This window comes from Streptomyces sp. 130, from assembly GCF_007096885.1.
In the GTDB taxonomy this organism is placed as follows: Bacteria; Actinomycetota; Actinomycetes; order Streptomycetales; family Streptomycetaceae; genus Streptomyces.
Map to the genome: position 1 here is coordinate 1 of NZ_VJNO01000037.1, position 22208 is coordinate 22208.

The 22208-nt window shown below is 72.3% G+C and carries 21 protein-coding genes; 5 read left to right on the top strand and 16 right to left on the bottom strand.

What is annotated here, in order from left to right:
* Nucleotides 1–233 precede the first annotated feature (233 nt).
* Nucleotides 234–599, bottom strand: coding sequence for a VOC family protein (locus FKN01_RS25620; protein WP_143624572.1), 366 nt, complete (start codon nt 597–599; stop codon nt 234–236).
* Nucleotides 599–1396, bottom strand: coding sequence for a trans-aconitate 2-methyltransferase (locus FKN01_RS25625; protein WP_143624574.1), 798 nt, complete (start codon nt 1394–1396; stop codon nt 599–601). Before FKN01_RS25625 ends, FKN01_RS25620 begins: the two co-directional genes overlap by 1 nt.
* Nucleotides 1397–1484: 88 nt before the next feature.
* Here FKN01_RS25625 and FKN01_RS25630 point away from each other — a divergent pair, with 88 nt between their 5' ends.
* The gene (locus FKN01_RS25630) at nt 1485–1982 is read left to right on the top strand and encodes a MarR family winged helix-turn-helix transcriptional regulator (RefSeq protein WP_143624576.1); all 498 of its coding nucleotides are present in this window, start codon (nt 1485–1487) and stop codon (nt 1980–1982) included.
* Here the strand turns inward: FKN01_RS25630 and FKN01_RS25635 are convergent.
* Complete coding sequence (locus FKN01_RS25635; protein ID WP_143624578.1) at nt 1941–2756, bottom strand: response regulator transcription factor; 816 nt, start codon at nt 2754–2756, stop codon at nt 1941–1943. The two genes, FKN01_RS25630 and FKN01_RS25635, sit on opposite strands and share 42 nt — an antisense overlap.
* A gap of 117 nt (nt 2757–2873) precedes the next feature.
* Between FKN01_RS25635 and FKN01_RS25640 the strand changes: the two genes are divergently transcribed.
* Nucleotides 2874–3317: a GNAT family N-acetyltransferase gene (locus FKN01_RS25640; protein ID WP_143624580.1), complete on the top strand. Its 444-nt coding sequence runs from the start codon at nt 2874–2876 to the stop codon at nt 3315–3317.
* A gap of 6 nt (nt 3318–3323) precedes the next feature.
* On the opposite strand, the gene galK is transcribed toward FKN01_RS25640, so the two are convergent.
* From galK to galT, 3 genes are read right to left on the bottom strand one after another with little or no spacing between them, the layout of a single operon-like run.
* On the bottom strand, nt 3324–4493 hold the full coding sequence (gene galK / locus FKN01_RS25645) for a galactokinase (RefSeq protein WP_143624582.1): 1170 nt from the start codon (nt 4491–4493) through the stop codon (nt 3324–3326).
* The gene (gene galE, locus FKN01_RS25650) at nt 4490–5470 is read right to left on the bottom strand and encodes a UDP-glucose 4-epimerase GalE (RefSeq protein ID WP_143624584.1); all 981 of its coding nucleotides are present in this window, start codon (nt 5468–5470) and stop codon (nt 4490–4492) included. The genes galK and galE overlap by 4 nt, the downstream gene beginning before the upstream one ends.
* Nucleotides 5467–6510, bottom strand: coding sequence for a galactose-1-phosphate uridylyltransferase (galT, locus tag FKN01_RS25655; protein ID WP_143624586.1), 1044 nt, complete (start codon nt 6508–6510; stop codon nt 5467–5469). The genes galE and galT overlap by 4 nt, the downstream gene beginning before the upstream one ends.
* 256 nt (nt 6511–6766) lie before the next feature.
* Between galT and FKN01_RS25660 the strand changes: the two genes are divergently transcribed.
* Complete coding sequence (locus FKN01_RS25660) at nt 6767–8437, top strand: sodium:solute symporter family protein (protein WP_143624588.1); 1671 nt, start codon at nt 6767–6769, stop codon at nt 8435–8437.
* Between the two features lie 15 nt (nt 8438–8452).
* Entirely contained in the window at nt 8453–8731 is a 279-nt protein-coding gene (locus tag FKN01_RS25665) for a hypothetical protein (RefSeq protein ID WP_143624590.1), read from the top strand.
* 31 nt (nt 8732–8762) lie between these two features.
* Here FKN01_RS25665 and FKN01_RS25670 read toward each other — a convergent pair whose 3' ends face one another.
* From FKN01_RS25670 to FKN01_RS25690, 5 genes are all read right to left on the bottom strand, one after another.
* Nucleotides 8763–9455, bottom strand: a complete 693-nt coding sequence (locus tag FKN01_RS25670; protein WP_143624592.1) for a LuxR C-terminal-related transcriptional regulator — start codon at nt 9453–9455, stop codon at nt 8763–8765.
* Between the two features lie 123 nt (nt 9456–9578).
* Nucleotides 9579–11366 carry a PQQ-binding-like beta-propeller repeat protein gene (locus FKN01_RS25675; RefSeq protein WP_143624594.1) on the bottom strand — a complete coding sequence of 596 codons (1788 nt, stop codon included), beginning with the start codon at nt 11364–11366 and terminating at the stop codon, nt 9579–9581.
* A gap of 58 nt (nt 11367–11424) precedes the next feature.
* Nucleotides 11425–13311, bottom strand: a complete 1887-nt coding sequence (locus FKN01_RS25680) for a PQQ-binding-like beta-propeller repeat protein (protein ID WP_143624596.1) — start codon at nt 13309–13311, stop codon at nt 11425–11427.
* 242 nt (nt 13312–13553) lie between these two features.
* Nucleotides 13554–15260 carry a PQQ-binding-like beta-propeller repeat protein gene (locus tag FKN01_RS25685; protein ID WP_143624598.1) on the bottom strand — a complete coding sequence of 569 codons (1707 nt, stop codon included), beginning with the start codon at nt 15258–15260 and terminating at the stop codon, nt 13554–13556.
* A gap of 90 nt (nt 15261–15350) precedes the next feature.
* Nucleotides 15351–17168: an ABC-F family ATP-binding cassette domain-containing protein gene (locus FKN01_RS25690; protein ID WP_143624600.1), complete on the bottom strand. Its 1818-nt coding sequence runs from the start codon at nt 17166–17168 to the stop codon at nt 15351–15353.
* A gap of 124 nt (nt 17169–17292) precedes the next feature.
* Here FKN01_RS25690 and FKN01_RS25695 point away from each other — a divergent pair, with 124 nt between their 5' ends.
* Nucleotides 17293–17922: a lipoprotein gene (locus FKN01_RS25695; protein WP_185992981.1), complete on the top strand. Its 630-nt coding sequence runs from the start codon at nt 17293–17295 to the stop codon at nt 17920–17922.
* A gap of 46 nt (nt 17923–17968) precedes the next feature.
* On the opposite strand, the gene FKN01_RS25700 is transcribed toward FKN01_RS25695, so the two are convergent.
* The 5 genes from FKN01_RS25700 to rsmI form a co-directional block, all read right to left on the bottom strand.
* Nucleotides 17969–18868: a 4-(cytidine 5'-diphospho)-2-C-methyl-D-erythritol kinase gene (locus FKN01_RS25700; RefSeq protein WP_143624602.1), complete on the bottom strand. Its 900-nt coding sequence runs from the start codon at nt 18866–18868 to the stop codon at nt 17969–17971.
* On the bottom strand, nt 18865–19749 hold the full coding sequence (gene rsmA, locus FKN01_RS25705; RefSeq protein WP_143624604.1) for a 16S rRNA (adenine(1518)-N(6)/adenine(1519)-N(6))-dimethyltransferase RsmA: 885 nt from the start codon (nt 19747–19749) through the stop codon (nt 18865–18867). Before rsmA ends, FKN01_RS25700 begins: the two co-directional genes overlap by 4 nt.
* A gap of 102 nt (nt 19750–19851) precedes the next feature.
* Nucleotides 19852–20718, bottom strand: a complete 867-nt coding sequence (locus FKN01_RS25710; protein ID WP_143624606.1) for a TatD family hydrolase — start codon at nt 20716–20718, stop codon at nt 19852–19854.
* A 42-nt stretch (nt 20719–20760) separates the two neighbouring features.
* Nucleotides 20761–21150, bottom strand: a complete 390-nt coding sequence (locus tag FKN01_RS25715) for a hypothetical protein (RefSeq protein ID WP_143624608.1) — start codon at nt 21148–21150, stop codon at nt 20761–20763.
* A 160-nt stretch (nt 21151–21310) separates the two neighbouring features.
* Nucleotides 21311–22207: a 16S rRNA (cytidine(1402)-2'-O)-methyltransferase gene (gene rsmI, locus FKN01_RS25720; RefSeq protein WP_143624610.1), complete on the bottom strand. Its 897-nt coding sequence runs from the start codon at nt 22205–22207 to the stop codon at nt 21311–21313.
* Between the last annotated feature and the right edge of the window lies 1 nt (nt 22208).

Consider the following 22208-nt stretch of genomic DNA (forward strand, 5'->3'; position numbering starts at 1 on the left):
ACAAGCAGTTCGCCGCCCCCGGCGACCTCGACGGCGACGGCTTCGCCGACCTGGTCGGCGTCGACGGCAAGGGCGACGTCTACCGCTACTCGTCCACCGGCACCGGCCAGATCGAGAAGCGCGCCAAGATCGGCTACGGCTGGGACATCTACAACGGCCTGTTCTAGGCCCGGCTGACCCACGGCGCCCCGTTCCCGCACCGGCGGGGGCGGGGCGCCGCCGTGTGCCGGGGCTCAGCCGGTCACCGGCTCCAGGAACTCCAGCCGGTTGCCCACCGGGTCGTGGCTGTAGAAGCGGCGGTGGCCCGGCAGGCCGTCGTCCCAGACCACTTCGGCGCCGCGCTCGGCCAGCCGGGCCGCGTACGCCTCGATGTCCGTGACGCGCAGGCCCGGGTGGGCCTTGCGGGCGGGGCGGAAGTCCGCCTCGATGCCCAGGTGCAGCTGGACCGGGCCGACGGCGAACCAGCAGCCGCCCCGGGCCGCGAGCACCGGCGGCTTCGGGGTCTCGGTCATGCCGAGGACGTCCCCGTAGTACGTGCGCAGCGCGTCCTCGCTGCCGGCCGGGGCGGCGAGCTGGACGTGGTCGAGCGAGGCGATCATCAAGGCTCCCGGTGGGCGACGGCGAAGATGCGGCGGAAGGGGAAGAGCGTGCCGTGCGGGCCCTTCGGGTAGGCCGTGCGCAGCAGGTCGCGGTAGTCCGCGAGGAAGGCTCCCCGGGCCTCCTCGTCGTCGGCGAGTGCGGTGAGGACGGGGCGCAGTGCGGTGCCCTCCGCCCAGTCGAGGACGGGGTCGTCGCCCGGGAGGAGGTGGAGATACGTGGTCTCCCAGACGTCGGCCGCGGTGCCGGGGCCGGTCAGCGCGTCCAGGTATCCGGCGGGGCTCAGCACGGCGTCCGCGTGGCGCAGCAGGCCGCCGAGGCGGGGGCGCCAGCGCGGGGACCGGGCGAGTTCGCGCATCAGGACGTGCGAGGGCTGGTCGAAGTTGCCGGGGACCTGGAGGGCGAGGGTGCCGCCGGGGAGCAGGGCGTCCAGCCAGAGCGGCAGGCGGTCGGCGTGGCCGGGGACCCATTGGAGCAGGGCGTTGGCGACGATCAGGCCGTACGGCTCCGGGGGCGTCCAGACGGCCGCGTCGGCCTCGGCGAAGTCCAGCAGCTCCGTGGCGTGGGCGCGGGCCCTCTCCAGCATCTGCGGGGAGTTGTCGTAGCCGGTGATCCGGGCGTGCGGCCAGCGCTCGGCGAGCAGGGCGGTGGCGTTGCCGGGGCCGCAGCCGAGGTCGGCGATGCGGGGCGCGGGTGTGCCGGGCGGGTCGGGGACGCGGGCCAGGAGGTCGTGGAAGGGGCGGGTGCGGTGGTCCGCGTGGCGCAGGTACTGCTGCGGGTCCCAGCGGGGTGCGGTCATGGTTTCCAGGATCGGCCCTACATATCTTGATGTCAAGACACTCGAATTCAAGAGACTTCATGTCGACAGACCATCTACACTGATCCACATGGAGGACGAGGTCGACCGTCTGGTCGCTGCATGGCGCCGCGAGCGCCCCGACCTCGACGTGGAACCGCTCGAGGTCCTCAGCCGCGTCTCCCGCCTGGCCCGGCACCTCGACCGGGCCCGCCGCATCGCCTTCGCCGAGCACCAGCTCGAACCGTGGGAGTTCGACGTCCTCACGTCGCTGCGCCGGGCCGGCGCCCCGTATCAGCTCTCCCCCGGCCAGCTGCTCACCCAGACCCTGGTCACCTCGGGCACGATGACCAACCGCATCGACCGCCTCACCAAGAAGAATCTGGTCGAGCGGCTGCCCGACCCCAGCGACCGGCGCGGCGTCCTGGTCCGGCTCACCGCCGAGGGCCGCGACAAGGCCGACCAGTCCCTGGCGGGCCTCCTCGACCAGGAGCGCGCCATCCTCGGCGAGCTCTCCCGCGAGCAGCGCGCCGAACTGGCCGGTCTGCTACGCCAGTTGACCGCCCCGTTCGACAACATCCCCGGATAGCGCCGGCTCCTCCAGCTCGACGGGGCCCACGCCCGCGCGTCTGGCCAGCGCGACGGCGGCCAGCGTCGAGTGCACGCCGAGTTTGCCCAGCACGTTCTGCATGTGCGTTCGCACGGTGTGCGGGGAGAGGAACAGCCGTTCCGCGACCGCCTTGCGGCCCAGGCCCGCCACCATGCACCGCAGCACCTCGCGCTCGCGGGGGGTCAGCGACTCGACCAGCTTCTCGCTCTCGGTGCGGTGCCTGCGGTCGGCCAGCAGCTCGCGCAGCACCCCGGTCAGCAGGGCGGCGGGCAGGTGCGTCTCGTCGCGCAGCACCCCCCGGATCACCGCCAGCAGCCGTTGCAGCGAGCTGTCCTTGGCGACCCAGCCACCGGCCCCGGCCTGGAGGGCGAGCGCGGCCCGGGCCGGGTCGTCCTTCTCGGCGAGCACCACCGTACGCACCGAGGGCCGCGCCGCCCGGACCGCGCCGACCAGCGCGATCCCGTCGGCCGGACCGGCCCGGCCGGTGCCGGGGCGTGGGGCGGGCACCGGGGCCGGGACCGCGCCGGTGCGGGCGGGTGCGGCGGGAGCGCCCAGCTCCGCGTCGACCAGCAGCACGTCGTACCCCCGGCCCTCGGCCGCCGCCCGCTCCAGACAGCGCAGCGCCGCCGGGCCGCTGCCGGCCGCGGCCACCTCCACGTCCGGCTCGGCCGCGAGCGCGGCGGCCAGCGATTCGGCGAAGATCCGGTGGTCGTCCACCACGAGAACCCGGATACGGGCCACAGACACCCCCATGCTGTGTGTGACGGGGCGCCCGATGCGGGCCCCCGCCGCGCTCAGCGTACGGGCGAGGGCCCCGGGGAGGGGTCAATTGCCGGAATTCGTCCCGGGGTTGGCCCTAGGCTGGGGGGCATGTTCCGTCTTGAGACAGAAGTGGACAAGGAACGGCGTGCCCAGCTGCACCGGCTGCTGCGGGACGACAACACCGCGCGCTCACCGCACATGAGCGCCCTGCGCCGCCGCCCGGACGCTCAGGAGGCTCCCCTGCACGTCTGGGCACTGGACGCGGAGGGACGCCTCGCGGGCGGTCTCGCGGCCCGGACCTGGGCGAGCTGGCTCCATCTGGAGCTGCTGTGGGTCGACACACCGCACCGGGGCTCCGGCCTCGGCGCGCGGCTGCTCGCCGAGGCGGAACGGATGGCCCGGGAGGACCGGTCCTGCGTCCGCTCCCGGGTGGAGACCTGGGACTTCCAGGCCCCCGGCTTCTACCGGAAGCAGGGGTACGAGGTGCGTGGTCGGGTCGACGACTTCCCGCCGGGCCTCACGCAGTACACCCTCACCAAGGAGCTCGGCTGACGCCGGTCAGACCAGCCGGCGCGCGCCCGCCGACGGCACCGCCGGGAAGACGCCCGGGGTGCCGTGGCCGGCCGCGGTGAACGCCTCCAGGACGGACTTGGTGACCGCGTCCGCCCGCTCCTCCTCGACCAGCACGACCGCCGAGCCGCCGAAGCCGCCCCCGGTCATCCGCGCGCCGAGCGCCCCGGCCGCGTTGGCCGCCTCGACCACCAGGTCGAGCTCCGGGCAGGAGACCCGCAGGTCGTCGCGGAGCGAGACGTGCCCCGCCGTGAGGACCGGGCCGGCCGCGCACGCGTCGCCCGCGTCGAGCAGCGCGATGACCTGCTCGACGCGCTGGTTGTCGCCGACCACATGGCGTACGTACCGCACGACGGACTCGTCCGCGCCGGACTGGGCGAGCCGGTCCAGGGCGGCGCCCAGCTCCTCGTACGGCAGGTCGCGCAGGGTGGGTATGCCGAGCAGGCGGGCGCCCTCCTCGCAGCCGGCCCGGCGCTCCGCGTACGCGCCGTCGCCGAGCGCGTGCTTGACCCGGGTGTCGACCACCAGCAGCCGCAGCCCGTGCGCGGCCAGGTCGAAGGGGACCTGGCGGCGGCCGAGGTCCCGGGTGTCCAGGTGCAGGGCGTGGCCCTCGGTGCAGCAGGCGGACGCCATCTGGTCCATGACCCCGCAGGGGACGCCGACGAAGGCGTTCTCCGCGCGCTGGGCGAGGACCGCGAGCTCCGCCCGGCCGAGCCCGAGGCCGAAGAGGTCGTTGAGGGCGAGGGCGGTGACCACTTCGAGGGCGGCGGACGAGGAGAGCCCGGCGCCCGTGGGGACGGTGGAGGTCAGCTGGATGTCGGCACCGGTGATCTCGTGGCCCGCCTCGCGCAGCGCCCAGACGACGCCGGCCGGGTAGGCGGCCCAGCCGTGGCCCTCGTTCGGGGTCAGCCCGTCCACGCGGAGCCGGACGACGCCGCCGGGCACATCGGTGGAGTGCAGCCGCAGTACGCCGTCGGTGCGCCGGGCGACCGCGGCGCGGGCGGTGTGCGGGAGGGCGAGCGGCATGACGAAGCCGTCGTTGAAGTCGGTGTACTCGCCGATCAGGTTGACCCGGCCGGGTGCGGCCCAGATCCCCTCGGGCGCGCTTCCGTACAGCTCGGTGAAGGAGGCGGTGAGCTCTGCGTGGTCCTCGGTCATGGTGCGGTGGGCTCCTCTCGGCGGGCGAACGTCCAGGCGTCGGAGACGATTCCGGCCAGATCGGCGCGGGACGGCCGCCAGCCGAGCCGCTCCCTGGCGGTGGCGGCGGAGGCGACGAGGACGGCCGGGTCGCCGGGGCGGCGCGGGGCCGCGGTCTCGGGGACGGGGTGGCCGGTGACCTCGCGGACCGTCTCGATGACCTCGCGGACCGAGAAGCCGTTGCCGTTGCCGAGGTTGCAGATCAGGTGCTCGCCCGGGGCCGCCGCGTCGAGGGCGAGGAGGTGGGCCTCGGCCAGGTCCGCGACGTGGATGTAGTCGCGGACGCAGGTGCCGTCCGGGGTCGGGTAGTCGTCGCCGTAGACGGAGATCGACTCGCGCTGCCCGAGGGCGACCTGGAGCACCAGGGGGATGAGGTGGGACTCGGGGCTGTGGCGCTCGCCGCAGTCGCCGTAGGCGCCGGCCACGTTGAAGTAGCGCAGCGAGACGGCGGCCAGGCCGTGGGCGGCGGCCTCGCCGGTGATCATGTGGTCGACGGCGAGCTTGGTCGCGCCGTACGGGCTGGTCGGGGCGGTGGGATCGGCCTCCGTGATGGGGCTGGAGACCGGCTCGCCGTAGGTGGCGGCGGTGGAGGAGAAGACCAGGGTGCGGACGCCGGCGTCGCGCATGGCGGCGAGCAGGGCGGTGGAGCCGCCGACGTTGTTGACCCAGTACTTCTCGGGGTCGGCGACGGACTCGCCGACCTGGGAGTACGCGGCGAAGTGGAGGACCCCGTCGTAGGAGGGGTCGAGCCACTTCGCGGCGTCCTGGATACGGCCCTCGATGAAGTCGGCCCCGGCCGGGACGCCCTCGCGGAAGCCGGTGGAGAGGTCGTCCAGGACGGTGACGGTGTGGCCGGCTTCCAGCAGGTGCTGGGCGACGACACTGCCCACGTAACCGGCGCCGCCGGTGACCAGGTACTTCTTCGGGGTCTTGCTCACTGGCTCGCTACCTCTCGCAGTCGCTGGGCCGCGGTCTCCGGCGGCACGTCGTTGATGAACACGCTCATGCCGGATTCGGAACCCGCGAGGAACTTCAGCTTGCCGGAGGTCCGTCGGATGGTGAAAAGCTCGAGGTGGAGCCCGAAGTCCTCCCGTCCGGGGACCCCGAACGGCGCCTGGTGCCAGGCGGAGATGTACGGGGTCGGCGGCTCTCCGGGTCCGAAGATCCGGTCGAATCGCCTCAAGAGTTCCAGATAGACCTGTGGGAACTCCGTGCGCGCCTCCTCGTCCAGCTCCCGCAGGTCGGCGACGCGGCGGCGCGGGTGGAGGTGGACCTCGTACGGCCAGTGGGCCGCGTACGGGACGAAGGCGATCCAGTGCTCGGCGGCGAGCACGATCCGGGAGCCGTCCTCCTCCTCGCGGGCGACCACGTCGTCGAAGAGGTTGCGGCCGGTCTTCGCGTGGTGGGCGGCCATCGAGCGGAGCATCAGCTCGGTGCGCGGGGTGACGAAGGGGTAGCCGTAGATCTGGCCGTGCGGGTGGCCGAGCGTGACGCCGATCTCGGCGCCCCGGTTCTCGAAGCAGAACACCTGCTTGACCTGGGGCAGCCGGGCCAGGGCCGCGGTGCGGTCGGTCCAGGCGTCCAGGACGAGCCGCGCCCGCTCCTCGGTGAGATCGGCGAACGAGGCGTCGTGGTCGGAGGTGAAGCAGACGACCTCGCAGCGGCCGGAGTCGCCGGCGAGCGAGGGGAAGCGGTTCTCGAAGACGGCGACGTCGTAGTCCGGCTCCGGGATCTCGCTCTGCCGTCCGTCGCGCGACGGGCACAGCGGGCACTCGTCGGCGGGCGGGTGGTAGGTCCGGCCCTGGCGGTGCGAGGCGATGGCCACGCTGTCGCCGAGGAGGGGGTCGCGCCGGATCTCGGACGAGGTGGAGACGGCGTCCAGGGGGCGGGTGTCGACGGCCTCGCGCACCACGTCGTCGCGGCTGTCGTAGTAGATCAGCTCCCGGCCGTCGGCGAGCGTCGTAACCGTCTTCTTCACCAGACTCCTCCCACCAAACATAAGCAAACACAATGAACCACAAATCAACAGTTGCGTCAATGAGTCGACGGCGGGGGCAGATGGGTGGTGCGACGGGGTCACGGCCGCTCGAAGCCAGCCCGCGGCTGGCTGAAGCCTGTGATTCCGGCAATACGATCACAAACAAACAAAGAACCTCTTGGGAACTGTTCACTTTCTGAACACAAGAGCGTAGTTTCCTTCGGGTTCAGTTCGCGCAACGAAGCGAGACCCCCACATGCAAAATCTGGCAGCAGGGCTCCGGCTCCCCACGAACGGGCTCGATTACACGATCCTGGCGATCTACTTCGTCGTGGTGCTCGGCATCGGCTTCGCCGCCCGGGCGAGCGTCAAGACCAGCCTCGACTTCTTCCTCTCCGGACGGTCACTGCCCGCATGGGTGACCGGTCTGGCCTTCGTGGCGGCGAACCTCGGCGCCACCGAGATCCTCGGCATGGCGGCCACCGGCGCGCAGTACGGCGTCGCGGTGGTGCACTGGTACTGGATCGGCGCCATCCCCGCGATGGTCTTCCTCGGCCTCGTGATGATGCCGTTCTACTACCGCTCGAAGGTGCGCTCGGTGCCGGAGTTCCTGCTCCAGCGCTTCGACAAGTCCGCGCACCTGCTGAGCTCCATACTCTTCGCCTTCTCGGCGATCCTGATCGCGGGCGTCAACCTGTACGCCCTGTCGATCGTCGTGGAGGCGCTGCTCGGCTGGCCGCAGTGGGTCGCGATCGTCGTCGCGGGCCTCTTCGTCCTCGTCTACATCACGATCGGCGGGCTCTCCTCCGCGATCTACAACGAGGTGCTGCAGTTCTTCGTCATCCTCGCCGCGCTGATCCCGCTGACCCTGCTGGGCCTCAAGCGCGTCGGCGGCTGGGACGGGCTGAGCGACTCGCTGACGTCGCAGCACGGCTCGAACTTCATGTCGGCGTGGGGCGGCACCGGCATCGGTGACGCCAACCCGCTCGGCGCCAACTGGCTGACGATCGTCCTCGGCCTCGGCTTCGTCCTCTCCTTCGGCTACTGGACGACGAACTTCGCCGAGGTGCAGCGCGCCCTGTCCGCGAAGAACCTCTCGGCCGCCCAGCGCACCCCGCTGATCGCCGCCTTCCCGAAGATGTTCATCGTCTTCGCCGTGATGATCCCGGGCCTGGTCGCCGCCGTGATCGTGCCGAACATCGGCACCGACGGCTCCGGCACCACGTACAACGACGCGATCCCGCTGCTGATGCGCGAGCTGCTGCCCAACGGTGTGCTCGGCATCGCGGTGACCGGTCTGCTGGCCGCGTTCATGGCGGGCATGGCCGCCAACGTCTCCTCGTTCAACACCGTGTTCACCACGGACATCTGGGCGCGGTACGTGAAGAAGGACGAGTCGGACGCGTACTACCTGCGCTTCGGCCGGCTGATCACGGCGCTCGGTGTGCTGGCCTCCATCGGCACCGCGTTCATCGCCGCCAGCTTCTCCAACATCATGAGCTACCTCCAGACGCTCTTCTCGTTCTTCAACGTCCCGCTCTTCGTCGTCTTCATCATCGGCATGTTCTGGAAGCGCGCCTCGATGAAGTCCGGTGTCTGGGGCCTGCTCGCGGGCACCACGGCCGCGATGGTGAACTACTTCGTCATCTACAAGCAGGGCGTCATCGACATCCCGAGCGACCAGGGCGCCAACTTCGTCTCCGCGATCGTCGGCTTCGTGGCCGGCGCGGTCGTCATGATCGCGGTCACGCTCTTCACCGCTCCCAAGCCCGAGGCCGAACTCGCCGGCCTCGTCTACGGAACCGAGGCCCCGGGCGCCCCCGAGGTGCCCGAGGAGGGCGACAGCGCCTGGTACCGCAGGCCCGCACTCCTGGGCTGGGGAGCCATCGTGCTCGCCGCCCTGTGCTACGTGCCCTACTCGTTCTGATCGGAGTAACCCACCATGTCCGACCTGCACAAGGAAGTCTCCGACCTGGAGCAGAAGTCCGCCACGGCGGCCCGCCTCTTCGACATCCGGCGGATCATCGGCGGCCTCTTCGTGGTCTACGGGATCATCGTGACGATCGCCGGGATCAGCCCGTCCGACGAGGACCTGAAGAAGGCCCAGGGCGTCCACATCAACCTCTGGACCGGCCTCGCCATGCTGGCGCTCGGCCTGTTCTTCCTGGTCTGGATGAAGCTGCGCCCGGCCCAGGCCCCGGAGCCCGCCCCGGAGGACTAGTACGCCGTCACGCGCCGGGGGCCGGGCACCGTCAGCCGACGGGGTCCGGCCCCCGGCGCGTCACCGCCGCCCGGTCCAGCAGCCCGGTGCGGGCGGCCAGGGCGGCGGCTTCGAGCCGGGAGCCGACGCCGAGCTTCATCAGGACCCGCTGGACGTGCGTACGGGCGGTGCTCGGCGCGATCCGCATCCCGGCCGCGATCAGCCGGGTGTCCTCGCCCTCCGCGACCCGGACCAGCACCTCGGCCTCGCGCGGGGTGAGCAGCCGCAGCAGCCGGCGGCCCTCGTCGTCCGGCTGGGCCGCCGGGTCGAGCAGTTCGGCGAAGGCGCCCTGCAGGAGCTGGGGCGCGATGGCCGCCTCCCCGGACCGGGCCTTGACCAGGGCTCGCTCCACCCCCTCGATCCGCTCGTCGTGCCGGACGTACCCGGCGGCCCCGGCCGCGAAGGCGGCGGCGATCCCGCGCGGGCTGGGGACCGGGCCGAGCACGACCACCGCGGTCTGCGGGCGCTCGCGCCGGATGCGGACGACGGGGTCGAAGGTGCCGGGCACGGCGGGCGACGCGGTGCCGAACAGGCAGACCTCCGGGGCCCGTCCGACGACGAGGTCCGCCGCCCCGGTGGTGGGCGCGGCGGCGGCCAGCACCCGGTGGCCGCGCAGCTTCAGCGCGGAGGCCAGCGCCTCGGCGAGCAGTCGGTGGTCGTCCACCACCATGAGCCGGACACCCATCGCCCATTCCCCCCGTCACCGCGGCACAGGCCCCCCGGCCCTTTAGGGCCTGCAAGTTACACGGCCGGGTATGCGTGTGGGGGTGGAACCGGCCGGTTCCACCCCCACATCGGTGCCGCGTGCTCAGCTGGTGCGGAAGGACACCACCAGGTACTCCTTGTCGTTCAGGGAGCTCTTGCGCGGTGCGCTGATCATCGTCTCGGAGATGAAGAAGCGCCCCTTCTCGTAGCGGTACTCCGCGTAGTCCGGGGAGAAGCTGGTCTCCGCGTCCCGGACGGCGTCGTCGGACGGGTTCCGCATCAGGACCGTCTGCTCGAAGGTGCTGCCGTCGATGGAGACGACCTCACCGCCCTTGTCGTACGGGGGTTCCCGGTACGCGATGATGTTCTTGCCGTCCATGCGCAGCGGGAACATCGTGAACTTCTCGCCCGCGTCGGCCCGGTCGCCGGTCTGCTTGCCGGTGGTGAGGTCGAAGGAGACGATCTCGTTGGTCCGGCTGAAGCTCTCGCCGGAGCCCTCGTGCTCCTCGGTCGGCAGGTAGATGCGGTTGTTGCCGACGGCGAGGTGCTGGCACTGCTCGACCTCGGTGGAGCCGCACCGGGCCGCGTACTTCTCGGCGTCGGCGGAGATACGGATCTTCAGCTTGCCGGTGGTCTCGTCGATCGAGAAGAAGTCCGAGATGCTGCTGCCGTCACCGGCGGTGTCGCCGACGTCGGCGGCGACGACGAGCGGCTTGGTGGAGACGATGCTCGCGTAGTCGACGCCGGCCGGCATCTTGTACGAGGAGAGCGGGGCGCCCGTCGTCGGGTTCAGCGACTGGATGATGAGCTGCGGGTCGTCGTACGTACCGCACTTGCGGACGGCGGCCAGGGCCTCGCCGCCGCCGTACCCGGCGTCGTAGCAGCCGTCGGTGCTGACCTTCGGCTTCCAGAGCTCGGCGCCGGTGTCCAGCTTGAAGGCGGCGCCGCCGTCGGTGCCGCCCGCGGCGACCGTGTTGCCGCTGAGGGTGACCTCGGTGAAGCGGATCGGGCGGTCGCCGCCGGTGGAGGCGGTGATCGACTTGTTCCACATCAGCTTGCCGGTGGCCAGGTCGAGGGCGCCGACCTTGTTGCAGCTCTGGTACTTCTTGGCCTTCGTCCGCTTGCCCTCCTCGAAGAGGACGGCGGTCTTGTAGTCCTTGCTCATGTGCCGGGAGGCGGCGCACACCTGGCCGTCCAGCGGGATCGACCAGAGCTTGGTGCCCTTGTCCAGGTCGTAGCCGACGATCTCGTTGACGCCCGTCTTCACGTACGCCTTGTCGGTGATCCAGGAGCCGTCGACGGTGGTGACGTCGGTGACCTTGGGCTGCGGGAGCTGGAAGCCGACGGCCGACTCGACGTTCGCCGGGGCCTTCTCCTTGCCGCCGGTGCCACCGTCCTTCCCGCCGTCGTCGCCCTTGCCGCCCTTGTTCTCGCCGGAGGTGCCGGCGGAGGAGCCCGCCTCGTCCTTCTTGTCGTCCCCGCCGCTGGAGGCGTACCAGATGCCGCCGCCGACGATCAGGGCGACCGCGACCACGGCGGCGACGATGATCTGCGCCTGGGTGGAGAACTTCTTCCCGCTCCCGCCCTGCTGCGGCGGCTGGTAGGCCGGCTGCATCGGGGCGGTCGGGTAGCCGTACTGCTGCTGTCCCTGGTGCGGGAAGCCGTAGCCGGGCTGGGTGGGCGGCTGGGGGTAGCCGTAGCCGGGCTGCGTGGGCGGCTGCGGGTAGCCGTAGCCGGGCTGCTGCTGGGGCGGTCCGGGGGGCGGCGGGGCGCCGAAGCCACCGGAGGGCGGGTCCTGCGGGGCGCCGAAACCGCCGGGCGGCGGGTCCTGCGGCGCGCCGAAGCCGCCCTGGGGCGGGTCGTTGGGCGGCTGCTGGGGCGGCTGGGTCATGGCGTTGCGTACCTCGGGGAAGGGGGTCGGTCGGGTTCGTCCGGGCGGGGGTGAGCCGTCAGTCGCCGAAGGCCATCATGGTCTTCGTCTCCAGCTCTTCCTTGTCGTTGCCTGCGCTGACCCGCCCGCTCGTGATGAACGAACGCCCGTCCGCGTACTGGACCTTCGGGTTGTAGAAGGAGCGCTCGATCTCAGAGGTGGAGTCGGGGTGCTGGAGCAGCATCTTCGGGCTGCCGCCGGCCGGGGAGAGGGTCGCGATGCCGCCGCCCTTGCCGTAGCCGCCGTCGATGTAGAGCAGGACGTCGGCGCCCTCCATGCCGAGCGGCTCCATGGTCCGCTCGGCGGGGGCGTTCGCCTTCCACTTCGTCTTGCCGGTGTTCAGATTGAACGCGACGACCCTGTTGGTGCGGGCGGAGCCGCTGGTGTCGTCCGTCGTGGACATGTAGAAGGTGTTGGCGTCGGCCGCGACGCCGGTGCAGCCCTGGAGCCGCTGGCCGAAGATGGTGAAGCCGCCGCCGCAGTCCGGGGAGAACTTGTCACCCTTGTCGCTCTTCAGCTGGGAGCGCAGCGTGCCGTTCTCGCGGAGCGCGATGATGCTCCACTTCTTGTCCTCGCTGGTGTTGCCCTTGGTGAGGGAGACGATGAGGGGGGTCACCGAGTAGACCTTCTCGACCTCCCAGCCGCGGGCGGGCTTGTAGGTCCACTTCGCCTTGCCGGTGCTGGGGTCGAGCTCCTCGATCTCCTGCTGCGGGTTGTTGACGTCGTCGGTGCGGCAGTTGACCGCGGCGATGAGCTTGGGGCCGCCGGCGAAGGCGAACGGCTGGCAGTTGCCGCTCCGCTTGCCGAAGACCTCCTTGCCGTCGCTGACCCGGAAGGCGTTGGCCGCGCCGGTGCGGCCGGCCGTGACGGTGTCGCCGCTGATGGCCATGGAGAGGTCGGACATCATGTCGAAGAGGCCGCTCTTCTTGAGCTCCTTCTTCCATCCGGCCTTGCCCGTGTTGAGGTCGATCTGCTGGAGTGCGGAGCAGTCGGCCTTGTCGGTGGTGCCGTTCTTGACGGCGATGACGATCTTGCCGTCGGAGGTGGTCTGCTCGGGCGCGGAGCAGATGTCGGCCGGCAGCTTCAGCGTCCACGTCTGCTTGCCGTCGGCGACCGAGTAGCCGGAGACCGTGCGGTACATGCCCTTGACGATGGTGTCGCCGACGATCCAGGGGCCGTAGACGTCCGCGCCGTTGCGCGGGAGGTCGACGTCGTTCTTCTGGAGCCAGAGGACCTTGGCCTCGCCGTCCTTGCGTCCGCTGTTGAGGTCGTCGTCCTCCTTCCGGCCGGTGCCGTTGCCGTCGCCCTGGTCGACGGTGGGCGACCCGGACGGCTTCGCGACCTGCTCGCTCTTCTCCGCGACCGGCTTGTCGTCGTCCCCGTCGCCGCCGCTCGTCGCGAAGTACACGCCGCCGCCGATGACCAGGAGCGCGGCGACCGCGGCCCCGATGATCATGGCCGGCTTGCGCTTGAACGGGCTGCCGCCGCCGGGGCCGCTCGGGCCGGGCGGCACGGGTGCGCCGGGGTGCTGCTGCGGCGGGAAGCCGTAACCGGCCTGCGGCTGCTGCCCGTACGGGCCCTGCTGCGGCTGGTTGTACGGGCCCGGCTGCTGGTTGTACGGGCCGGGCTGGTTGTACGGGCCCGGCTGCCGGCCGTAGGGGCCCGGCTGCTGCGGCTGGTTGTACGGGCCGGGCTGCTGGGGCTTGTCGTACGGCCCGGGCTGCTGCGGGTAGCCGTAGCCCGGCTGCGTGGGCGGCGGGGTCGGCGGCGTGGCGGGGGCCTGGGGCGGGGCGGCGGGCGGCGGGGTCCGCGGTGGGCCCTGGGGCGGCTGAGGTACCCCGTGCGGCGGCTCCTGCGGAGCGCCGAAGCCTCCCTGCGGCGGTTGCTGTCCGGGCGGCTGGGTCATCAGCGCGTCCCCCTTCGTGCGGTCCGGTGCCCGTTCCGGACTCCCCCGCGATCTCGCCGGCGCCTGGGGGCAAGGCCCCCTGGAACACGGCGAAATGGAGCGAATCGGGCATGGATCCCGCAGTGTCACGTCAGTCGAGCGGGACTTCTTTGTACCACCCGTCCAAGGGCGTCTTCCGGTTCGGTCCGCCCCTGTTCCCAAGGGAGGACCGGGCTGTGATGCCGCTGTGATGCTTCGGACCGTCAGCCGCCGAAGACCACGACGGAGGGCTGGTCCACCTCGTCGTCGTCGCTGATGCCGCTGATCCGTGAGGGCGTCAGCAGGGCGCGTCCGCCGGTGTACACGACGCGCGGTTCGTAGATGCCGCGCTCCAGGTCGGCGCCGGACGCCGGGTGGCGCTGCACGAACCGCGGGGTGCCGCCGGTGGAGGGGAGGGTGGCGATCCCGCCGCCCTTGCCCTTGGCCGCGTGGACGTACATCAGCAGCTTGCCGCCCTCGGTGCGCAGCGGGGTGACGGCCTGGCCCGCCGGTGCGTCGGCCGACCAGCGGAACTTCCCGGTGGCCAGGTCGAACGCCACGACCTTGTTGGCGTGGAGTTCCCCGAACTCGCCGTACTTGGTGCTCATGTAGAAGGTGTTCGCGTCGGCGGCCACGCCCACGCAGTTGTCCAGGTTCCGGCCGAGCGACATCATGTCCCGCTCGCACTTGAGCTGGTAGTCGCCCGGCCCGCCGGAGAGCTGGGAGCGGTAGGTGCCGTCGGCGTCGAGGACGAGGATCGCCCACTTCTCCGGGTGCTTCAGCGAGACGACGAGCGGGCTGACGGAGAGGATCTGGGAGACCTCCCAGTCCTTCTTCAGCTTGTACGTCCACAGGGCCTTGCCGGTGGCGGGGTCGATCCGCTGGAGCTGCTGGTTCTTGTACTGGTCGTCGGCGGTGTGGCAGCTGACCGCCGCGATGGCCACCGGGCCGCTGGCGAGGCCGAACGGCTGGCACGTGCCGGGCCGTTCACCGAAGAGCCGCTTGCCGTCGCTGACCCGGAAGCCCTCGGTCCGGCTGGTGCGGCCCACGGTGACGGTGTCGCCGTTGATGGCCATCGCGAGGTCGGAGAGCCCGTCCCAGGCCCCCTTGCGGACGTACGACTTGCGCCAGCCGGCCTTGCCCGTGTTCAGGTCGACCATCTGGAGCGTGTCGCACTCGGCGTCGGCGGCGGAGTCGTGCCTGATCCCGAGGACGATCCTGCCGTCGGCGGTGGGCTGGGAGGGCGCCGCGCACATCTTGGTCGGCAGCCGGAGGTTCCATCGCAGGGTGCCGTCGGAGACCGAGTAGCCGGAGACCGTGTTGAACAGGGCCCTGACGACGGTGTCCCCGGCGAGCCAGGGGCCGAACTGGTCCTCGCCGTTGCGCGGCAGGTCGATGCCGCCGTTCCGTATCCAGGCGACCTTCGCCTCACCGGGCTTGGCCCCGGCGTTGATGGTCCGGGCCTCCTCCTCGGGGCCGGTCACCGGTTCCCCGGTGGCCCCGCCCTTGGTCGGGGAGGGCGTCACGGTGGGCTTCGCGGAGTGGGTCGGCCCGGCGAGGGGCTCGTCGTCGTCCCCGCCTCCGCTGGTGGCGAACCAGATCCCGCCGCCTGCGAGGAGCGCCACGGCGACCACGGCCCCGACGATCTTCCCGGTCCGGCCCCGGAACCACCCGCCCCGGCCCTGCGGCCCGCCGGGGGCGGGCACGGGGTACTGCTGCTGGGTGGGCATCTGGTGCAGCCCGGGCTGCGTGTAAGGGCCCGGCTGGGTGTACGGACCGGGCTGCGTGTACGGGCCCGGCCGGGGCTGCCCGAGCCCCTGCTGCGGGTAGCCGTAGCCGGGCTGGGGCGGCGGTCCGTCCGGACCGGTCGCCGGATCGTACGGTGCTCCGAACGCGCCCTGCGGCGGCTGCTGTCCGGGCGGCTGGCTCATCGGACCGTCCCCCTGTGGTGAGAAGTGGCACGGTCGTGGCCCGCACCGGGCAAGGCTTCTTTGTACCACCCGCCCCACGCGTAACGACGCTCAGGCGTCCTCGGCCAGTTCCAGCCAGCGCATCTCCAAGGCGTCCCGCTCCGCGACCAGTTCCCGCAGCTCCGCGTCGAGCTTCGCGACCTTCTCGAAGTCCGTGGCGTTCTCGGCGATTTGGGCGTGCAGGGTCGTTTCGCGGGCCGACACCTTCTCCAGCTGCCGCTCGACCTTCTGGAGCTCCTTCTTGGCCGCGCGGGCCGCCTGCGCGGAGACCGCGGGCGCCGCCGGGGCGGCGGCCTGGGAGGTGGCCGGTGCCGCCGCGGGCGCGGACGTGCCGGCCTGGCGCTGCCTGCGCTCCAAGTACTCGTCGATGCCGCGCGGCAGCATCCGCAGCGTCTTGTCGCCGAGGAGGGCCATGACCCGGTCCGTGGTCCGCTCGATGAAGAACCGGTCGTGGGAGATCACGATCATGGAGCCGGGCCAGCCGTCGAGGAGGTCCTCCAGCTGGGTCAGGGTCTCGATGTCGAGGTCGTTGGTCGGCTCGTCCAGGAAGAGCACGTTGGGCTCGTCCATCAGCAGCCGCAGGATCTGGAGCCGGCGCCGCTCACCGCCGGAGAGGTCGCCGACGGGCGTCCACTGCTTCTCCTTGGCGAAGCCGAACCGCTCGCAGAGCTGTCCGGCGGTCATCTCGCGGCCCTTGCCGAGGTCCACCCGGTCCCGCACCTGCTGGACGGCCTCCAGCACGCGCAGGTCCGGGTTCAGCTCGTGGACCTCCTGGGAGAGGTAGGCGAGCCGGACGGTCTTGCCGACGACGATCTTCCCGGCGGCGGGCTGGGCCTCGCCCTCGGTGCGGGCGGCCTCGGCGAGCGCCCGCAGCAGCGAGGTCTTGCCGGCGCCGTTGACCCCGACCAGGCCGATGCGGTCGCCGGGGCCGAGCTGCCAGGTGAGGTGCTGGAGCAGGGTCTTGGGGCCGGCCTGGACGGTGACGTCCTCCAGGTCGAACACGGTCTTGCCGAGCCGGGCGTTGGCGAACTTCATCAGCTCGCTGGTGTCGCGCGGCGGCGGCACGTCCGCGATGAGCTCGTTGGCGGCCTCGATGCGGTAGCGGGGCTTCGCGGTACGGGCGGGGGCGCCGCGCCGCAGCCAGGCCAGCTCCTTGCGCATCAGGTTCTGCCGCTTGGCCTCCTCGGTCGCGGCGATCCGCTCCCGTTCGGCGCGGGCGAACACGTAGTCGCTGTAGCCGCCCTCGTACTCGTGGACCGTGCCGCGCTGCACGTCCCACATGCGGGTGCAGACCTGGTCCAGGAACCAGCGGTCGTGGGTGACGCAGACCAGCGCGGAGCGGCGGGCGCGCAGATGGCCGGCGAGCCAGGAGATACCCTCGACGTCGAGGTGGTTGGTCGGCTCGTCCAGGACGATCAGGTCCTGCTCGGCGATGAGCAGCTTGGCGAGCGCGATCCGGCGCCGCTCCCCGCCGGAGAGGGGGGCGATGACGGTGTCCAGGCCGTTGGCGAAGCCCGGCAGGTCGAGCCCGCCGAAGAGGCCGGTGAGCACGTCGCGGATCTTGGCGCTGCCCGCCCACTCGTGGTCGGCGAGGTCGCCGATGACCTCGTGGCGGATGGTGGCCCCGGGGTCCAGCGAGTCGTGCTGGGTGAGCACGCCGAGGCGCAGCCCTCCGCTGTGCGTGACGCGGCCGGTGTCGGCCTCCTCCAGCCGGGCGAGCATCCGGATCAGGGTCGTCTTGCCGTCGCCGTTGCGGCCGACGACACCGATCCGGTCGCCCTCCGAGACGCCGAGGGAGACACCGTCGAGCAGGGCACGGGTGCCGTACACCTTGCTGACCTGCTCGACATTGATGAGGTTGACGGCCACGAACGCTCCAGCTGCGAGGAAGACTCCGGCCTTCCAGCGTAGTCGCCGCCGCACGGACCTCCGTACGAGCGCCCGCCCCGCCCGGGGTACCTTGCGCGCACACGATCAAGGGGTGGGGACTGTCATGACACGTCGTACGGTTCGCGGGCTGCTGCCCGTCCTGCTGGCCGCGTCCGCGCTGGCCGGCTGTTCGTCGGAGGCGGATTCCGGCGGGGACGCGAAGCCGGAGAAGTCCGCGGCGCCCGCGGTGAAGACCGCGGCCAAGGGGGGCACGGTCGGCGGCGCCGGCTCCGGCTGCGAACTGCCGGTCTCCTTCGACCTGGCGAAGGACTGGAAGCCGAAGGCCGTCGAGATCGACCCGGACTCGGACTTCGCGGAGCTGGCCGAACAGGGCCCGGTCACGATGGTCTGCGAGATCGACGCGAAGCCGGCCGGGCAGATCGGCTTCCTGCGGGTGTGGCAGGCGAAGGCCACGACCGTGACCCCGCGCGAGGCGCTGAAGGGCTTCGTCGGGGCGGACGAGAACGCCTCCGGGGCGACGTACAAGGAGGTCACGAGCGGCGGGCAGCAGCTGACCGAGGTGACGTACACGGCGCACAGCGAGCTCACGGACGAGGACCGCCGGGCCCGCGCCTTCGCCCTCGCCACCCCCGCCGGCCCGGTCGTCATCCACCTGGGCGGCCTGGACTCGGACGAGCACGAGGAGATGCTGCCGGCGTACGAGCTGGCGAAGGCGTCGGTACGGGTGGGCTGAGACGGCCGCGGGAGGACGAGGTGCGCATCGCCTCGTGCCGCTACCACTACGGTCGCTGAACCGTCGCCCCCCGGGCCGGGGAGGCCGCCGTGCGTGCCGTGCGGCAGGTGCCCGAGGCGGTGAGGGCGGCGGCCACCTCGCGGGCCGTCGCCTCGTCCTCCGTGAGGAACGCGGTCGTCGGGCCCGAGCCGGAGACCAGGGCCGCCAGCGCGCCCGCCGCCGTGCCCGCCGCCAGGGTCGCGGAGAGGGAGGGGCGCAGGGAGAGCGCGGGGGCCTGCAGGTCGTTGCTCAGGGTCGCGGCCAGGGCCTTGGCGTCGCCGGTCCGCAGGGCGTCCAGCAGCGCGTCCGACGCCACCGGTTCCGGGACGCGGGTGCCGTCCGTGAGGCGGTCGAACTCGCGGTAGACCGCCGGGGTGGAGAGCCCGCCGTCCGCCACGGCGAAGACCCAGTGGAAGGTGCCGCCCACCTCGACCGGGGTCAGCCGCTCGCCCCGGCCGGTGCCGAGCGCGGCGCCGCCGACCAGGCTGAACGGCACGTCGCTGCCCAGTTCGGCGCAGAGGGCGAGAAGGTCCTCGCGCGGGGTGCCGGTCCCCCACAGCGCGTCGCAGGCGAGCAGGGCGCCGGCCCCGTCCGCGCTGCCGCCCGCCATGCCGCCGGCGACCGGGATGTCCTTGGCGATGTGGATGTGCACGTCCGGGGCGATGCCGTGGCGCGCGGCCAGCGCGGACGCCGCCCGGGCGGCCAGGTTCGACGCGTCCAGCGGGACCTGCGCCGCGTCCGGCCCGGAGCAGGTGATGCGGAGGCTGTCGGCGGGGGTGACGGTGACCTCGTCGTACAGGCCGACGGCGAGGAAGACGTTGGCCAGGTCGTGGAAGCCGTCCGGGCGCGCGGCGCCGACCGCGAGCTGGACGTTGACCTTGGCGGGTACCCGTACGGTGACGCTCACCGGTCGCTCCCGTTCTCGTCGGCGGGCTTGTTCTCGGCCACGGCGGCGAACTCCTCGATGGTCAGGGACTCCCCGCGCGCCTGCGGCGATACGCCCGCCGCGACCAGGGCGGCCTCGGCGGCCGGTGCGGAACCGGCCCAGCCCGCGAGTGCCGCGCGCAGCGTCTTGCGGCGCTGGGCGAACGCGGCGTCGACGACCGCGAAGACCTCCTCCTTGCTCGCGGTCGTCGCCACCGGCTCCGCGCGGCGCACCAGCGAGACGAGCCCGGAGTCGACGTTCGGCGCGGGCCAGAAGACCTTGCGGCCGATGGACCCGGCGCGCTTGACGTCGGTGTACCAGTTCGCCTTCACCGAGGGCACGCCGTAGACCTTGTTGCCGGGGCGGGCGGCCAGCCGGTCCGCGACCTCCGCCTGCACCATGACGAGGGTCCGCTCGATGCTGGGGAAGCGGTCGAGCACGGTGAGCAGCACCGGCACGGCGACGTTGTACGGGAGGTTGGCGACCAGCGCCGTGGGCGGCGGGCCCGGCAGTTCGCGTACGAGCATGGCGTCGGAGTGCACCAGCGCGAAGCGGTCGGCGCGGGCGGGCATCCGGGCGGCGACGGTGGCGGGCAGGGCCGCCGCGAGCACGTCGTCGATCTCGACGGCGACGACCCGGTCGGCGACCTCCAGCAGCGCGAGGGTCAGCGAGCCGAGGCCCGGGCCGATCTCGACCACCACGTCGTCCGGCCGGACCTCCGCGGTCCGCACGATCCGGCGGACCGTGTTGGCGTCGATGACGAAGTTCTGCCCGCGCTGCTTGGTGGGGCGTACGCCGAGGGTGTCGGCGAGTTCGCGGACGTCTGCGGGGCCCAGGAGGGCGTCGGGCTCAGTGGTGCTCACCCGTAAAGCGTACGGGGCCCTGAGCGGGCGGCGTTGCCAGTGCTCGCCCGGGCCCGGGGCGCGGGGTTCCGTCCTCGATCGCCGGACGGGCTGGAGTGTGCCTCAGTAGTCGAACGCCCTGGCCGTGTTGTCCGCGATCGCCTCCGCGAGGGTGTCCTCGTCCAGCCCCTTGACCGCCGCCATCGCCCGCAGCGTCACCGGGATGAGATACGGCGCGTTGGGCCGGCCCCGGTACGGCGCCGGGGTCAGGAACGGGGCGTCCGTCTCGACCAGGACCAGTTCCAGCGGGGCGACCGCCAGCGCGTCGCGCAGCGGCTGGGCGTTCTTGAAGGTCATGTTCCCGGCGAACGACATGAAGTAGCCGGCCTCCGCGCAGACCCGGGCCATGTCCGCGTCGCCGGAGTAGCAGTGGAAGACGGTCCGCTCGGGGGCCCCCGCCTCCGCGAGGATGCGCAGGACGTCCGCGTGGGCCTCGCGGTCGTGGATGACGAGGGCCTTGCCGTGGCGCTTGGCGATCTCGATGTGGGCCCGGAAGGACTCCTCCTGGGCGGCCATGCCCTCGGGCCCCGTACGGAAGTGATCGAGGCCGGTCTCGCCGACCCCGCGGACGTGCGGCAGCGCGGCCAGCGCGTCGATCTCGGCGAGCGCTTCGTGCAGCGCGGCCGGGCCGCCCCCTTCGCGCGCCCCCTGCCGCGACCAGCCATCCTGGTCGCCGTGCACGATGCGCGGCGCCTCGTTGGGGTGGAGGGCCACCGCCGCGTGCACGTTGGCGTGCGCGGCGGCGGTCTCGGCGGCCCAGCGGGACCCCTTCACGTCGCAGCCCACCTGGACCACGGTCGTCACGTTCACCGCGGCGGCCCTGGCCAGGCCCTCCTCGACGGTGCCGTCCTGCATGTCCAGGTGGGTGTGCGAATCGGCGACCGGCACCCGGAGGGGTTCCGGCAGGGGCGGGGCTTCGCTGCGGCTCATGGCCACGATCGTACGAGGATCGCGGCGCACCGGCCTATGCGGTCACTTGCGGAACGGGTGCAGGAGGTCGGAGAGGTGCCAGTGGTGGCCGGCGGACGGGGCGGCGGTCGCGGCCACCGGCTCCTCGGCGGGCTCCTCGGGGAGCAGCGGCCCGGCGGCGGGCTGGGTACGGTGCCGGCCGTAGAGGAAACGCTGGACGTCGGAGACCCGGCCGGCCCGCATGATCCGCACGACGTGCCCGCCGCAGTTGGCGCAGGTGGGGGTGGAGAGCGGGGAAGGCACCCGTTCGCCGTCCGCCTTGTAGGTCACGTAGGCGTGGCCGGACGCGTCGACGTGGTGCTCTATCTCGTACGCCTGCTCCCACCCGTGTCCGCACCTCATGCAGGCGAAGGCGTATGCCTCGTGTGCGGTGGCTGCTGTGATGTCGCTCATGCCTGCTCCTCTTGTCCGTCGGACAAGCACTCCGGGGAATGCGCCCTGCCTTCCAGTGGACGCCTTCACCGGCGGGAGCGCACCGGGCCCTGCCGAGAGTTGGAGCGGTTTTGGCCTTCTCGTGGTCAAAGGGGCCGATACGCGGCTCTCGCTTTGCTTTTCACGATAGTCCCTTGCCGTCCGCGTGGCCGGTCCGGGCGGCGTTCTTTGCCGCGACGACGGCGTCGAACACCTCGCGCTTGGGCAGGCCGGCCTCGGCGGCGACGGCGGCGATCGCCTCCTTGCGCCGCTCCCCCGCCTCCTCGCGCACCCGCACCCTGCGCACCAGCTCGTCGGCGTCCAGGTCCTCCGCGCCCGAGGGCGCGCCCTCGACCACGACGGTGATCTCCCCGCGTACCTGCTCGGCGGCCGACCAGGCGGCGAGATCGCCCAGCGGACCGCGCTTGACCTCCTCGTACGTCTTGGTCAGCTCGCGGCACACCGCGCCCCGGCGCTCGGCGCCGAAGACCTCGGCCATCGCGGCGAGGGTGTCGTCCAGGCGGTGCGGGGCCTCGAAGAAGACCATCGTGCGGGGCTCGCGGGCGACCTCGCGGAGCTTGGAGAGGCGTTCACCGCCCTTGCGCGGCAGGAACCCCTCGAAGCAGAAGCGGTCCACCGGCAGCGCGGACAGGGCGAGCGCGGTGAGCACGGCGGACGGGCCGGGCACGGCGGTGACCCGGATGTCCTGCTCCACGGCGGCGGCGACCAGCCGGTAGCCCGGGTCGGACACGGACGGCATGCCGGCGTCCGTGACCAGCAGCACCCGGGCCCCGCCGGCCAGTGCCTCGACGAGTTCGGGCGTACGGGCGGACTCGTTGCCCTCGAAGTAGGAGACGACCCGGCCCGTGGTGTGGACGCCGAGCCCCTGGGTCAGCCGGCGCAGCCTGCGGGTGTCCTCGGCGGCGATGACGTCGGCCGCCTCCAGCTCGGCGGCGAGGCGGGGCGGGGCGTCCGCCAGGTCGCCGATGGGGGTCCCTGCGAGCACGAGCGTTCCAGTCGTTCCAGTCACAAGCCCCATC